This window comes from Pedococcus ginsenosidimutans, assembly GCF_039544395.1.
GTDB classification, from domain to species: Bacteria; Actinomycetota; Actinomycetes; order Actinomycetales; family Dermatophilaceae; genus Pedococcus; species Pedococcus ginsenosidimutans.
The window spans coordinates 246,654-261,142 of sequence record NZ_BAABLO010000001.1 but is presented as its reverse complement, the minus strand read 5'-3'; the positions used below and the strand labels follow the sequence as shown (position 1 = coordinate 261,142).

General features: G+C 71.3%; 12 protein-coding genes. 6 read left to right on the top strand and 6 right to left on the bottom strand.

Translation table 11 applies throughout. From position 1 onward, the window contains the following. Window positions 1–2 precede the first annotated feature (2 nt). The 4 genes from ABEA42_RS01330 to ABEA42_RS01315 all read right to left on the bottom strand — a co-directional run bounded on the left by ABEA42_RS01330 (window position 3) and on the right by ABEA42_RS01315 (window position 3,874). Window positions 3–989, bottom strand: coding sequence for a VWA domain-containing protein (locus tag ABEA42_RS01330; RefSeq protein WP_345500622.1), 987 nt, complete (start codon window positions 987–989; stop codon window positions 3–5). Then, window positions 986–1,918, bottom strand: coding sequence for a DUF58 domain-containing protein (locus ABEA42_RS01325; protein WP_345500620.1), 933 nt, complete (start codon window positions 1,916–1,918; stop codon window positions 986–988). Before ABEA42_RS01325 ends, ABEA42_RS01330 begins: the two co-directional genes overlap by 4 nt. Next, window positions 1,897–2,934, bottom strand: a complete 1,038-nt coding sequence (locus ABEA42_RS01320; RefSeq protein ID WP_345500619.1) for an AAA family ATPase — start codon at window positions 2,932–2,934, stop codon at window positions 1,897–1,899. The genes ABEA42_RS01325 and ABEA42_RS01320 overlap by 22 nt, the downstream gene beginning before the upstream one ends. A gap of 88 nt (window positions 2,935–3,022) precedes the next feature. Further along, window positions 3,023–3,874, bottom strand: a complete 852-nt coding sequence (locus ABEA42_RS01315) for a S1C family serine protease (RefSeq protein ID WP_345500617.1) — start codon at window positions 3,872–3,874, stop codon at window positions 3,023–3,025. Between the two features lie 166 nt (window positions 3,875–4,040). Here ABEA42_RS01315 and paaK point away from each other — a divergent pair, with 166 nt between their 5' ends. The 3 genes from paaK (at window position 4,041) to ABEA42_RS01300 (ending at window position 8,768) form a co-directional block, all read left to right on the top strand. Further along, window positions 4,041–5,321 carry a phenylacetate--CoA ligase PaaK gene (paaK, locus tag ABEA42_RS01310; protein WP_345500615.1) on the top strand — a complete coding sequence of 427 codons (1,281 nt, stop codon included), beginning with the start codon at window positions 4,041–4,043 and terminating at the stop codon, window positions 5,319–5,321. Window positions 5,322–5,525: 204 nt separating this feature from the next. Continuing rightward, complete coding sequence (locus ABEA42_RS01305; RefSeq protein ID WP_345500614.1) at window positions 5,526–6,035, top strand: hypothetical protein; 510 nt, start codon at window positions 5,526–5,528, stop codon at window positions 6,033–6,035. Between the two features lie 219 nt (window positions 6,036–6,254). Further along, window positions 6,255–8,768 (top strand): ATP-dependent Clp protease ATP-binding subunit, encoded by a 2,514-nt coding sequence (locus ABEA42_RS01300; RefSeq protein ID WP_056882089.1) that lies wholly within the window; start codon window positions 6,255–6,257, stop codon window positions 8,766–8,768. 97 nt (window positions 8,769–8,865) lie between these two features. Here the strand turns inward: ABEA42_RS01300 and ABEA42_RS01295 are convergent, their stop codons facing one another. Then, complete coding sequence (locus ABEA42_RS01295; RefSeq protein ID WP_345500613.1) at window positions 8,866–9,585, bottom strand: DUF305 domain-containing protein; 720 nt, start codon at window positions 9,583–9,585, stop codon at window positions 8,866–8,868. Window positions 9,586–9,733: 148 nt separating this feature from the next. Here ABEA42_RS01295 and ABEA42_RS01290 point away from each other — a divergent pair, with 148 nt between their 5' ends. The 3 genes from ABEA42_RS01290 (at window position 9,734) to ABEA42_RS01280 (ending at window position 12,983) form a co-directional block, all read left to right on the top strand. Further along, the gene (locus ABEA42_RS01290) at window positions 9,734–11,104 is read left to right on the top strand and encodes an LVIVD repeat-containing protein (RefSeq protein WP_345500611.1); all 1,371 of its coding nucleotides are present in this window, start codon (window positions 9,734–9,736) and stop codon (window positions 11,102–11,104) included. A gap of 171 nt (window positions 11,105–11,275) precedes the next feature. Beyond that, window positions 11,276–12,478: an LCP family protein gene (locus ABEA42_RS01285; RefSeq protein WP_345500610.1), complete on the top strand. Its 1,203-nt coding sequence runs from the start codon at window positions 11,276–11,278 to the stop codon at window positions 12,476–12,478. After that, entirely contained in the window at window positions 12,471–12,983 is a 513-nt protein-coding gene (locus ABEA42_RS01280) for an amino-acid N-acetyltransferase (protein WP_345500609.1), read from the top strand. The genes ABEA42_RS01285 and ABEA42_RS01280 overlap by 8 nt, the downstream gene beginning before the upstream one ends. Window positions 12,984–13,025: 42 nt before the next feature. On the opposite strand, the gene ABEA42_RS01275 is transcribed toward ABEA42_RS01280, so the two are convergent. Next, window positions 13,026–14,489 carry an MFS transporter gene (locus ABEA42_RS01275; RefSeq protein WP_345500607.1) on the bottom strand — a complete coding sequence of 488 codons (1,464 nt, stop codon included), beginning with the start codon at window positions 14,487–14,489 and terminating at the stop codon, window positions 13,026–13,028.

Here is a 14,489-nt window from a genome sequence, read left to right as displayed (position 1 = left end):
ACCTAGACCACCCGCCCCGAACGCAGCACCGAGACCCCCGCGCCCAGCAGGAGCAGTGCCGCGGCCACCGCGGCGAACCACGAGGTGACCTCACGCTCGCGGGTGCGGGCCGTCCACGCCAGGTCGATCGAGCTGTACACCTTGGCGAGCGAGCCGGCGTCGGACGCCGCGTAGTAGGCGCCGTCGGTGGTCGCGGCGATCTGCTTCAGGGTCGCCTCGTCCAGGGCCGTCGAGACCTGGAACCCGTCGACCTGCAGGACCGTGCCGCGGGTGCTGCCCATGCCGATGGCGTAGACCTTCACCCCGGCGCTGGAGGCGAGGTCGGCGACCTCCTTGGGGTCGGGGTCGGTCGTGTTCTCGCCGTCGGAGAGCAGGACGATGGCCGCGGACGCGTAGTAGCCGATGTCGGCGTCGTCGCCGGCGCCCGGCTCCGCGCCCACCTCCACGGGCTTGCCCGCGATGGCGCTCAGGGAGGAGACGATGCCTCGGCCGACGGCGGTGCCCCCCTGGGGGGTGAGCCGGTCGATCGCGGCGAGTACCGCGCGGCGGTCGTCGGTCGGCTGCTGGGACACCACCGCGCTGTCACCGAAGGCCACCACCCCGATCCGGATCGACGACGGCTGCCGGCCGACGAAGGTGCGGGCGGCAGCCTTCGCCGCGTCCAGCCTCGTGGGGGCCACGTCGGTCGCCGCCATGCTGGTCGACACGTCGAACGCGAGCACCACGGTGCCCTCGCGGTGCGGCTCGGCGACGCTCGTCGTGGGGCGGGCCAGCGACACGATGAGCACCGTCAGGGCCGCGAGCACCAGCGCGGGTGCGAGGTGCCTGCCCCGACCCGCCCGCGACGTGCCGACCCCCAGGGGTACGAGGCCGAGGGCCCCGAGCTCGGCGCGCCGGCGGTCGCGCGCCCGGTGCTGTGCGCGGTACGCCAGGACGAGCGCTGGCACCGCGAGCAGGCCCAGGAGCATCCACGGCCACATGAAGCTCATCGCCGCTGCTGCCTTCGCAGGTGCGAGATCCGCGCCAGGGCGCGCACGAGGTCCTCGTCCGTGGCCACGGTGTGTACCTGGGTACCTGCTCGCCGCGCTGCCGCGAGCAGGGCGTCCTGCCGCTCGGTGGCGGCGGCGCGCAGCCGCGCACGGAACACGGGGTCGTCGGTGTCCACGAAGATCTGCTCGCCGGTCTCGGCGTCCTCGACGTAGACCATCCCCACCGCCGGGAGCTCGGACTCCCGCGGGTCGACCACCTGGATCGCGACGACGTCGTGGCGCCGGGCGAGCAGCGAGAGGTGGCGTTCCCAGCCTGGCTGGGTGATGAAGTCGGAGACGACGACCACGAGCGAACGGCGCCGGGCGAGCCCCAGCCCCGCCCTCAGCAGCACGGACAGGTCGGTGGTGGTCCGCGCCCCACCCGTCGACGGCGGGCGCAGCAGCGCCTCGGCGATGCGCAGGACGTGGTTGCGGCCCTGGCCCGGCGGGACCACGTCGACCCGGTCGTCGAAGAGTGCCGCACCGATGCGGTTGCCGCCGCGGGACAGCACGTGGGCGAGGGTCGTGGCCACCTCGGCGACGACGAGGGACTTCTGCCGGTCGACCGGCCCGAAACCCATCGAGGCCGACCGGTCGAGCAGCAACCAGCAGGTGACCTCCCGGTCCTCGACGTACTCCCGCACGTACGGCGTGTCCATCCTCGCCGTGACGTTCCAGTCCAGGTGGCGCAGGTCGTCGCCGGGGGTGTACTCGCGCAGGTCGGTGAAGTCGACGCCCGTCCCGCGGAAGAGCGTCCGGTAGTCGCCCTGGAGCCGTCCGTCGAGCCGGCGCACGACGCGCCACTCGAGGCGCCGCAGCAGCGACTCGGCGGTGAGGGCGGAGGTCCCCGCGGGGCGGGGGGAGGCGGTCAGCGCGGGCCGGTGTTCCACGTGGCCTCGCTCGGCTGGGGCCGCCGCTCGCGCAGCGGCACGTCGGGCATGGACACCGTCGCCACGACCGGCTCGAGCACGTCGTCCGCGCCGATGCCCTCGGCGAGCGCCTCGTACGACAGGACCAGGCGGTGGCGCATGACGTCGAAGGCGAGGTCGCGCACGTCCTGCGGACGGGCGAAGTCACGACCGCGCAGGAACGCCAGGGCCTTCGCCGCGAGCACCAGGTTGATCGACGCGCGCGGGCTCGCCCCGAAGGTGAGGTACCGCGCGAGGTCGGGCAGCCCGACCGAGGCCGGCGCCCGCGTCGCCCCCACCAGCCGGACCGCGTACTCGATGACCGCCGGGTCGACGTAGACCGCGTCCGCGCGGCGCTGGTACTCCACGAGCTGCCCGGGCTCGAGCACCCTCTGGGTCGCCTCGATCGTCGAGGTCATCCGCTCGACGACGACGAACTCCTCCGACGGCGTGGGGTAGCCGATGACGGTCTTGAGCATGAACCGGTCGACCTGGGCCTCGGGCAGGGCGTAGGTGCCCTCGGACTCGATGGGGTTCTGGGTGGCCATGACCAGGAACGGGTCCGGGGCCGGGTAGGTCTCGCGCCCGATCGTCACCTGCCGCTCCTGCATGACCTCCAGCAGGGCGCTCTGCACCTTCGCCGGGGCGCGGTTGATCTCGTCGGCGAGGACCAGGTTGGCGAACACCGGCCCGAGCGAGACCTGGAACTCGCCGTCCTTCTGGTTGTAGATGCGCGTCCCGATGACGTCGGCCGGCACCAGGTCGGGGGTGAACTGGATCCGCTGGAACTCCCCGCCGATCGCCTGGGCCAGCGTCCGGACGGCCATCGTCTTGGCCAGCCCCGGCACACCCTCGACGAGCAGGTGCCCGCGTGCCAGCAGCGCCACCAACATCCGCTCGATGAGCAGGTCCTGGCCGACGATCGTCTTCTTCACCTCGTAGAGCGCCAGCTCCAGGGGGTGCTGCTGTCGGCCGGGCTGGGGACGGTGCGGGTCCATGGGGTCTCCTGGTCGGTCGGTCGGGCGGCGCTGGTTGCTGGGTCGGGAGGGCGGTGGTGGTGGCTGGTCGGTCGGGCGGCGGTGGTGGCTACTGCGGCGGGCTGCCGGCCACGCCGCCGGCCGTCGCGATGGGCACGGCGAAGCCGATGCCGACGAAGAAGCTCTGCTCGGAGGGGTTGGCCAGGCCGGTCACGATGCCGACGACCTGGCCGTCCCGGTTGAGCAGCGGCCCACCCGAGTTGCCGGGGTTGACGGCCGCGTCGAACTGGATGAGGCCCGCGAGCGTGCGGCCGCTTCCGACGCGGATGCTCCGGTCGACCGCCGAGACCACCCCTCCGCTCAGCGACTCCGTGAGCCCGAGGGGGTGGCCGAGCGGGAAGACCTCGTCACCCACCTGGGGCGCCCCGCCGAGCACGGCGGGGACGACGACCTTGGGGAGCGACGACGCGGTGAGGACGGCAGTGTCGCTGGAGGCTGCCTGCTCCGCGACCCTGGCGCTCGACTCGGTGCCGTCGGCGAAGCTCACGCGGATCGTGTCGGCCCCGTCGACCACGTGCAGGGCGGTGAGGATCGCGCCGTCGGCGCTCACGACCACGCCCGCACCGGTGCCGTTCTGGGCGCCGCCCGCCCCGACGCCCGTCGTCCGGATGACCACGAGGGAGGGCAGCGCGGCCCGGTACGCGGTCGTGGCGTCGGTGGGGGACTTGCGTGCCTGCTCCTGCGCGGCGGCGATGCCCTTCTGCACGCTCCGGTCGACGTCGGCCTGGGTGAGGACGGGCGTACCGGGTCCCTGCAGGAGGGCCGTGGCGACGAGGGCGAGCCCGGCCAGGAGCAGGACCGCGGCGAGGGCGAGCAGCTTCCTCGGGAACCGTCTCCCGGCGCGGCCGGTCGCGTCGTCCTCCTGCCCTGCAGGGGTGCCGACGGCCGACGGTGCAGGCACCGGGTCCACCTTTGCGAGCGTACGTCCGATCCACCCGGGCGGACACCGGGTCGTGGGATCCCGTCGGCTTTCACGGCAAACTCTCAGGTTGGTTCGCAGCGAGCGGTCGGCGACCGCCGGCCTTGGGGGTGCGTCGGCGGTCCGGCGAGGTCGTACATTGACCGCCATGGACAACGTCGTCTCGTCGGTGGAGGAGCTGCGGGCCCTGCAGCTGGACCGGATGCGCTGGAGCCTCGCGCACGCGTACGCCAACGTCCCCCACTACCGAGCCGCGTTCGACGCCGCCGGGGTCCACCCGGACGACGTGCGCGAGCTGGCCGACCTCGCCCGCTTCCCGTTCACGGCCAAGGCCGACCTGCGCGACAACTACCCGTTCGGCATGTTCGCGGTGCCCCGCGAGCAGGTGTCACGCATCCACGCCTCGAGCGGGACGACCGGTCGGCCCACCGTGGTCGGCTACACCCGCGAGGACATCGACACCTGGGCGGAGGTGATGGCGCGCTCCATCGAGGCCGCGGGTGGCCGACCGGGCGACATGGTCCACATCGCCTACGGCTACGGGCTGTTCACCGGCGGCATGGGCGCCCACTACGGCGCCGAACGCCTCGGCTGCACTGTGGTCCCGGTCAGCGGCGGCATGACCGAGCGGCAGGTGCAGCTCATCCGCGACTTCGAGCCGCGCGTGATCATGGTGACCCCGTCCTACTTCCTGGCGATCCTCGACGAGATGGAGGCCCAGGGCATCGACCCCAAGGACACCTCGCTCGAGATCGGGATCTTCGGGGCCGAGCCCTGGACCCAGCAGATGCGCGAGGAGGTGGAGCGCCGCAGCAACCTGCGCGCCGTCGACATCTACGGCCTGTCCGAGGTGATGGGCCCGGGCGTCTCCCAGGAGTCCGGGCAGACCCAGGACGGGCTGCACATCTGGGAGGACCACTTCTACCCCGAGGTCGTCGACCCCGTCACCGGTGAGGTGCTGCCCGACGGCGAGGAGGGGGAGCTGGTCTTCACCTCATTGACCAAGCAGGCGATGCCGGTGGTGCGGTACCGGACCCGCGACCTCACCACCCTCATGCCGGGCACGGCCCACCCGCAGTTCCGCCGGATGGCGAAGGTGACCGGCCGGACCGACGACATGATGATCGTGCGCGGTGTCAACGTCTTCCCCTCGCAGATCGAGGAGCAGCTGCTCGCAGTGGAGGGGCTGACCCCGCACTACCTGTGCGTGCTCACCCGCCCCGGCCGGATGGACGAGCTGACGGTCCAGGTGGAGGCCGCCTCGGCGTCGTCCAGCGAGCAGGAGCGGGCCGGTATGGCTCGAGCCCTCGCCACCCGGGTCAAGGACCGAGTCGGGGTGACGGTCGCCGTCGAGGTGCTGGCGCCGCACGCCCTCGAACGCTCGCTCGGCAAGGCCAAGCGGATCAGCGACCAGCGACACCTGCGCTAGCCGCAAGGCCCCGTACCCCGCGAACTTTCGGCCACTCGCCCGGGAGCCGGCGCCCACCCACCCGTACTCGGCGCAACTTTCGGCCACTCGCCCGGGAGCCGAAGCCCGCCCGCCCGTACTCGGCGCAACTTTCGGCCACTCGCCCGGTTCCGCCCTGAGCGGACGACGCTGGCTTCGTCTTCGTAATCTTGTAATCATCGTTACATGGCAACGAAGACAACAGCGGAAGCCTGGCTGGCCGGCCGACTCCCCACTGACTGGTTCACCGGCCCCGTCGAGGTCACCCGCGACCGCGACGAGCTCCTCGTGGTGGGCACCCTGGCGGCGCCCGACCTCGACACCGACGACGACACCGAGCGCGAGATCGCCGCCCGGGGGCGTATCGCGTCCTTCCGCGAGGACACGCGCGAGCGCCGTATCGAGATCGCGCGCGAGCTCGAGCACCTCTCCGGCCGCAAGGTCTCCTGGGGTGTGCGCATCGGCGACACCGAGGTGCTCTTCACGCACCTCGCCGCCCCCGTCATGACCCGGCTGCGCCAGCCGGAGCGCAAGGTCCTCGACACCCTCGTCGAGGCCGGCGTCGCCCGGTCGCGCTCGGAGGCCCTCGCCTGGTGCGTGCGCCTCGTCGGCGAGAAGTCCGACAGCTGGCTCGCCGAGCTGAGGCAGGCGATGGAGCACGTCGACGAGGTGCGCCGCAAGGGCCCGGCGGCCTGACGAGGCGGCATCCGTCCGCTCACGGCGAACATGAGCCGACTCGGCTCAGGGTCGGGAACAGGGGTGCAGGGCCCCGCGTTCCACCGACAAGCGTCGCGGCAGGCACCACGCGCGCGGCCTGAAAGCGTCCCGATCGGGTATCGGTCGCCGGAAGGCGTGAGCGGGGTGCGTGTCGCACGGATAGCATCGAGGTGATCTCGATAGGCAGGAGCAGAAGAGATGTTTGAACGGTTCACCGACCGGGCCCGCCGGGTGGTCGTGCTTGCGCAGGAAGAAGCGCGCATGCTCAACCACAACTACATCGGGACGGAGCACATCCTGCTCGGCCTCATCCACGAGGGTGAAGGCGTCGCCTCCAAGGCTCTGGAGAGCCTCGGTATCTCGCTGGAGTCCGTCCGCGAGCAGGTGCAGGAGATCATCGGCCAGGGGCAGCAGGCCCCGAGCGGCCACATTCCCTTCACGCCCCGGGCGAAGAAGGTCCTCGAGCTCAGCCTCCGCGAGGCGCTGCAGCTCGGCCACAACTACATCGGCACCGAGCACATCCTGCTCGGTCTCATCCGCGAGGGTGAGGGCGTCGCCGCGCAGGTCCTCGTCAAGCTCGGGGCCGACCTCAACCGGGTGCGCCAGCAGGTCATCCAGCTGATCTCGGGCTACCAGGGCAAGGAGGGCCAGGCCGCTGGTGTCGGCGGCGGCGTTCAGCAGGAGGGCACCCCCGCGGGGTCGCTCGTGCTCGACCAGTTCGGGCGAAACCTCACCATGGCCGCCCGCGAGGGCAAGCTCGACCCGGTCATCGGGCGCGAGAAGGAGATCGAGCGGGTCATGCAGGTGCTGTCCCGCCGCACCAAGAACAACCCGGTGCTGATCGGTGAGCCCGGCGTCGGCAAGACCGCAGTCGTCGAGGGCCTGGCGCAGGACATCGTCAAGGGCGAGGTGCCCGAGACCCTCAAGGACAAGCAGCTCTACACCCTCGACCTCGGCGCGCTCGTGGCCGGCAGCCGCTACCGCGGTGACTTCGAGGAGCGGCTGAAGAAGGTCCTCAAGGAGATCCGCACCCGCGGCGACATCATCCTGTTCATCGACGAGATCCACACCCTCGTGGGTGCGGGTGCCGCCGAGGGCGCGATCGACGCCGCCAGCATCCTCAAGCCGATGCTGGCCCGCGGCGAGCTCCAGACCATCGGCGCGACCACGCTCGACGAGTACCGCAAGCACATCGAGAAGGACTCGGCGCTGGAGCGCCGCTTCCAGCCGATCCAGGTCGCCGAGCCCACGCTCAGCCACGCGATCGAGATCCTCAAGGGCCTGCGCGACCGCTACGAGGCGCACCACCGGGTGTCCATCACCGACGGTGCCCTCGTCTCCGCGGCCAACCTCGCCGACCGCTACATCAACGACCGCTTCCTGCCGGACAAGGCGATCGACCTCATCGACGAGGCGGGCGCGCGCTTGCGCATCCGCCGGATGACCGCTCCGCCGGACCTGCGGGAGTTCGACGAGAAGATCGCCGCCGTGCGCCTCGAGAAGGAGTCGGCCATCGACGGCCAGGACTTCGAGAAGGCCGCCAGCCTGCGCGACGACGAGAAGAAGCTCCTCGCCCAGAAGGCGGAGCGCGAGTCGCAGTGGAAGTCCGGCGACATGGACGTCGTGGCCGAGGTCGACGAGGAGCTCATCGCCGAGGTCCTGGCTGCCAGCACCGGCATCCCGGTCTTCAAGCTCACCGAGGAGGAGTCCTCGCGACTGCTCCACATGGAGGACGAGCTGCACAAGCGCATCGTCGGCATGGACGACGCCATCAAGGCGCTGTCGCAGGCGATCCGCCGCACCCGGGCCGGCCTGAAGGACCCGCGTCGACCCGGTGGCTCGTTCATCTTCGCCGGCCCCACGGGTGTCGGTAAGACCGAGCTCGCCAAGACGCTGGCCGAGTTCCTCTTCGGCGACGAGGACAGCCTCATCCAGCTCGACATGAGCGAGTTCTCCGAGAAGCACACCGTTTCGCGGCTGTTCGGCTCGCCTCCCGGCTACGTCGGCTACGAAGAGGGCGGCCAGCTCACCGAGAAGGTGCGCCGCAAGCCGTTCTCCGTGGTGCTGTTCGACGAGGTCGAGAAGGCCCACCCGGACATCTTCAACTCGCTGCTGCAGGTGCTCGAGGACGGCCGCCTCACCGACTCCCAGGGTCGGATGGTCGACTTCAAGAACACGGTCATCATCATGACGACCAACCTCGGCACGCGGGACATCTCCAAGGGTTCGCTCGGCTTCTCGGCCGGTGCGGACACCCGCAGCGACTACGAGCGGATGAAGAACAAGGTCACGGACGAGCTCAAGCAGCACTTCCGTCCCGAGTTCCTCAACCGTGTCGACGACACGATCGTCTTCCCCCAGCTCACGCAGGAGGAGATCGTCGCGATCGTCGACCTCGAGATCGCCAAGCTCGACAAGCGCCTCAAGGACAAGGACATGGGCATCGAGCTCACGACCGAGGCCAAGAACGCGCTGGCCAAGAAGGGCTACGACCCCGTGCTCGGTGCGCGCCCGCTGCGCCGCACCATCCAGCGCGAGATCGAGGACGTCCTGTCCGAGAAGATCCTGTACGGCGAGCTGAAGGCGGGCGAGCTGGTGCTCGTCAACGCCGACGGCGAGGGCAAGTCGGCGACGTTCACCTTCGTCGGCACGCCGCACCCGAGCGGGATCGAGCTCCCCGTCGTCGAGACGGTGGGCGACTCCTCGGAGTGACCTCGCGTACGGCGCGCGGGTGACCGCGCGCCGTACCGCAACGCCAGAGGGCGGCACCCCAGCCGGGGTGCCGCCCTCTCGCGTCGGTGGGTGTGGGTCAGCCCAGGCGGTCGAGCATCTCGCGCATGGCCCGGATCTGCACGGACTGGGTCACGTGGATCTCGTCGCCCATCTGCGTGACGACGTCGTCGGTGCCGTCGCGGTGCTGCTGCACCACCATCGCCAGCGCGCCCTGGTGGTGGGCGGTCATGAGCCGCAACCACATCCGGTCCGCCTCGCTGCCGGTGGCCTTGGCGAGCTGGGCCAGCTGCGCCTGTGTCGCCATGCCCGGCATGCCGGTGTGCTCGTGGGAGGCGCCGGCGCCGTACTGCGGGTCCTTGGCCTGCGGGGGCACGTCCTGGCCGTGGTCCTCGAGCCAGCGGGCCATGGCGCCGATCTCCGGCCGCTGCTCGTCGGCGATGCGGGCAGCGAGCGCCTTGACCTCGGTGTCGACGAGGCGGTCCTGCACCAACGAGACCATGACGATGGCCTGGGCGTGGTGGACCACCATGTCCTGCATGAAGCGCACGTCGGCCTCCCGCGGGGCGGCGGTCCTGGACGGCAGGGCGGCCGACCCGGACAGCGAGGCGTTGGGCTCACCGGGTCTGCCGGGCCGGAGCACGGGCGCCGTCGGCGACGTGGCCGTGGACGCGGGGGAGGAGGTGTCGTCCGTGCAGCCCGAGAGGGCCAGGACCACGACCGTGCCCAGCGCCGCGACCGTGGTGGCCGCCGGCCCCGCGGCCCGGCGCCCGGGGTGGGAGCGGAGAAGAGTTCGCACCCCCGCACCCTAACCGGAAGTTTTTACCGGAAACGGGACAAGCCGGTCTTGTGGGGCAGGTCGACGTCTGGGCAGGGTGGAAGGACCGTCGGGACTACGGCACTGAAGGGGTGCCGGAGCTGACGGCACCACGACAGGAGCCTGTCTGATGAGAACGCGCCACGCGGTGCTGGGCACCGTCGCTGCGCTCGCCCTGGTCGTCCCCGCCACCGCGGCCCACGCCGCCGACGGGGTCGGCAAGTCCGGCACCCAGCTGGGACCGGACGAGATCGGGCGCAGCAAGAACGTCGAACACCTCGCCAACGTCCCGAGCAGCGGCCCGCTCGCGGGCGCCACGGGCACCGACATGGCCTTCAAGGACGGCCTCGCCTTCGTCGGCAACTACAACGGGTTCGTCATCTACGACGTGACCCGGCCGTCGAACCCGCGGATGGTGGCCCAGGTCAGCTGCCCGGGCTCGCAGAACGACATCAGCGTCTCGGGCAACCTGCTCTACGTGTCGACGGACTCCTCCCGGTCCGACGACTCGTGCAGCTCAGTCCCGCAGTCCGCGACCATCAAGTCGTCGTGGGAGGGCATCAAGATCTTCGACATCACCGACGTGCGCAACCCGCGCTACATCAAGTCCGTCGAGACCGCGTGCGGCTCGCACACCCACACCCTCCTGCCCGGCGAGAAGTCGGACTACCTGTACGTGTCGAGCTACTCGCCGAGCGAGACGTACCCCGACTGCGCCCCGCCGCACGACTCGATCTCCATCGTCGAGGTGCCGAAGAAGGCGCCGACCACCGCCTCGGTCGTCGCGGAGCCGAACCTGTTCCCGGACGGTGGCTACACCAATACCTCCGGCTGCCACGACATCACCGTCTTCCCCGCCAAGAAGATCGCCGCAGGCGCCTGCATGGGCGACGGCATCATCATGGACATCTCCGACCCGGTCGCCCCCAAGGTCGTCGAGCGCGTGCGCGACACGACCAACTTCGCGTTCTGGCACTCGGCGACGTTCAACACCGACGCGACGAAGGTCGTCTTCACCGACGAGCTCGGCGGCGGCGGCGCGGCCACCTGCAACACGGCCACCGGCCCCAACCGCGGTGCCAACGGCATCTACGACCTGGGCAAGGACCGCAAGCTCACCTTCCGGTCCTATTACAAGATCCCGCGGCACCAGTTCGACAGTGAGAACTGCGTCGCGCACAACGGCTCGCTGATCCCGCTCAAGGGCCGCGACGTCATGGTGCAGTCCTGGTACATGGGTGGCACCAGCTTCTGGGACTTCACCGACAGCGACAACCCGCGGGAGATCGGCTACTTCGAGCGCGGACCCGCCGGGCCCGCCGGTGGTGGCGGCGGCACGTGGTCGTCCTACTACTACAACGGGACGGTCTTCTCCTCGGACCTCGGCAAGGGGTTCGACACCCTGCGCATCACCGACAAGAGCCTGAAGAAGGCAGCCGACGTGAAGATGGGCACGCTCAACGTGCAGAGCCAGCCGCTGTACGTCACCAGCCGCAGGTGACCGCGGTGTGAGCGGTGCGCCGCCCGAGCAGGGAGGCGGTCGCACCACGACGCAGGCCCGAACCCACGGGGTTTCGGGCCTGCGTCCTGTCCCGGCACCGGGCCCAGCGGACGCGCCCGGGCAGCACGACGGTGTACGGCGCACCGCGCCTCGCGTCGTAGATTGGTGACCGTGGCCCCCACCTCACCTCGCTTCTCGCTGCCGTCCTCGCTGCCCCGCCGCTCCATGCTCCTCGGGCTGGTCGCGGCGCCCCTGACCGTCGCCGCCTGCTCGGGCGACAAGAAGAAGCCGGCGACACCGTCCAGCTCGTCGTCCTCCACGACCACCACCACCGCGCCGGCGCCGCCGAAGGCCGCCGTGACCGGCAAGGGGCTGCCGAAGGACCTGCTCGCCGTGATGGGTGCGCTCTACCTCGGGGGCAAGGTGCCCGCGACCGGGAACGTGGCCTCGGCCCTTTCGAAGCGCAGGACGGCGAAGACCTCGGTGGCCGTCAGTGGCACGACGGGCAAGTGGATGGGTTCGACCGTCGCCAGCGTCGTGCACGGCAAGGACGTCACGCTGCTCGTCAACGGCGCCTCGTCCTGGTCGGTCGTCGGGGGCTGGTGGCCCTCGCTCTCCGTCTACCGCCCCCCGTTCCCGACGATGCGGGTGCTGGCGGTCGGCTCGGACGCACGCACCGGACAGCCCGTGGAGAAGTGCCGCGGCGACGCGCTGCACATCATCGGCGTCGACCACAAGGGTGTCGGCGGGATGGTGGGCATCCCGCGTGACTCGTGGGTGCCCCTCTCGACGGGCGGCAACGCCAAGGTCAATGCCGCCCTGGTCTTCGGCGGGCCCAAGGCCCTGGTGCGCACCATCGAGCAGGCGTCCGGCGTGCAGATCGACGGCTACGTCATCACCGGGTTCAAGGGCTTCCGCGGGATGGTCGACAGCCTCGGCGGCATCATCTTCGTCGCCAAGCACTCGCTGCGCAGCGTCGACAACTTCCAGATCGTCAAGGCCGGCACCAACAAGCTGACGTCCAAGACGGCGCTCGCCCTGGCACGGGAGCGCAAGCACCTGCCCAACGGCGACTTCGGGCGCTCGGCCAACCAGGGCGAGCTCATCAAGGCCGGCATGGTCATGGCCCAGAAGCTCGGACCGGCCCAGCTGGCCCGGCTCCTCGGCCTCATGGGCCCCCACCTCGCCACCAGCCTGACCCCCGCGGAGGTGCTCAACCTGTGCGCGGGCCTCTACCTCAGCGATGCCGCCAAGGTGTCCAATAAGGTCGTGCCCGGCGCCATCGGCACGCGCGAGGGACAGTCCGTGGTGCTGCTGGGCAGCCAGGCGCACAGCACCTTCGCCGACATGAAGGACGGGCGCCTCGGTGCCTGAGGCCGCGGGCGGCGTCGTCGTCCGGCGCGCCAGGACCAGCGACATCCGCACCATCCGCGACATCGTCCGACCCCATGCGGAGTCCCGGGTGCTCGTCTCCAAGGACGCGGTCACCTACTACGAGGCGGTCCAGCAGTTCCGGGTCGGGGAGGTCGACGGCCGGGTCGTCGGCTTCGGGGCGCTGCACGTCATGTGGGAGGACCTCGCCGAGATCCGCACCCTCGCGGTGAGCCCCGAGGCGAAGGGCCGCGGCGTCGGCTCGCGCCTGCTCGAGGCACTCGTGCAGGACGCCCGCGAGCTCGGCGTCGAGCGGTTGTTCTGCCTGACCTTCGAGGTCGACTTCTTCGCGCGGCACGGTTTCGAGGTCATCGAGGGCCAAGCCGTCGAGCCGGAGGTCTACGCCGAGCTCGTGCGTTCCTACGACGAGGGCGTGGCCGAGTTCCTCGACCTCGAGCGGGTCAAGCCCAACACCCTCGGCAACACCAGGATGCTGCGCACCCTCTGACCCCGGCGGCCGCGGTCGCGCCCGACGACGGTGGCACGCCCGCTAGGCCTTCCCCCGGACCGCTGCTGTCCGTTCCGACAGCCCCGGCCGGGCCATGCGGATCCGGACCGAGACCCCCAGCACCACCACCAGCAGGGCCGAGATGACCCCGAACCCGAGCTGGGGGACCAGGGGCAGACCGATGCCGATGCCACCCCCCACCACCCACGCGATCTGCAGCACCGTCTCGGACCAGGCAAAGACGCGGGTGCGCACGGACTCCTCGATGTCGCGCTGCACGACCGCGTCGCTGCTGAGCTTGATGAGCTGGGCCGCCAGCCCGGCGGTGAGGCCGAGGACGAGCAGCGTGCCCAGGGAGTAGAAGAAGGCCGCGGCGAGCGCTGCCAGGACGTCGGCGATGAGGGCGACGGCGATGATGACATCGGGTCGCAGCCGGCGAAGGGCGTTGCCGATGACGGTCCCCAGGGCGTTGCCGGCACCCGCCGCGCCGACGACCAGGCCGAGCACCACGGTGCCGCTGTGCCCCGGGATCGGGTGCTCGCGCATGAGGAAGGCCATGAACAGGGTCAGGAACCCGGTGAGCAACCGGGCCCCGACGGCGCTCCACAGGGCCACCAGCACGGCGGTCGGCAGCGCAGCCACCCGCGACCGCAGCCGGTGGACCAGGCCTACGCGGTCGCCGCTGTCGCGACGGGGCACGGGCACCGGGCCGGTGTCCTCGATGTCGAGCTCGCCGCTGCTGGAGTCCACCCGCGACGGCAGCCGGATGGCCAGGACCGTGCCCACGACGTAGATGAGGAACGCCAGTCGCAGCGACCACTCCGGACCCACCTTGGCCGCGGCACCCGCGAGCCCACCGCCGACCGCCATGCCGGCGACCCCCGCGAGGGCGTTGCGGGAGTTGGCGTTGACCAGGCTGAACCCGGGCGGCAGCAGCCGCGGCACCGCCGAGGCGCGCGTGACGCCGTACGCCTTGGACGCGACGAGGCAGCCCAGCGCGGCGGGGAAGAGCCAGGCCGACCCGTCGACGACGGCACCGGCCAGCACCCAGCACAGGAAGGCCCTGAGGGCGAGGGTGGTGCCGATCGCCCAGCGTCGACCGTGGCGGAACCGGTCGAGCAGCGGGCCGATGAACGGGGCGAGCAGCGCGAACGGTGCCATCGTCAGGGCGAGGAACTGCGCCACCTGCCCGCGGGCCTCGTCGGTGGGGATGGCGAAGATGGTGCCGGCCAGGCTGACGGTCAGGGCCGCGTCGCCGGCGAGGTTGACGAAGTGGAGCTCGATGATCCGGGCCAGCCCGCTCTCGCCGGCACCGGAGGAGCTGGTGTAGGCGCGCGCCCGGCGGGCACCGGCGCGGCTGCCCCTCCCGGCGAGCCGGGCCCCGGCCACGGTGCCGTGCCCGATGGCGCGCCCGGTCGCGGAGGCGCCACGGCGCAGTACCGAGCCTGCGCGCCGGGCGGCGCCGTGCGTCCGGTCGGGACCGGCACCGGGGTCCGGCGCACTCAC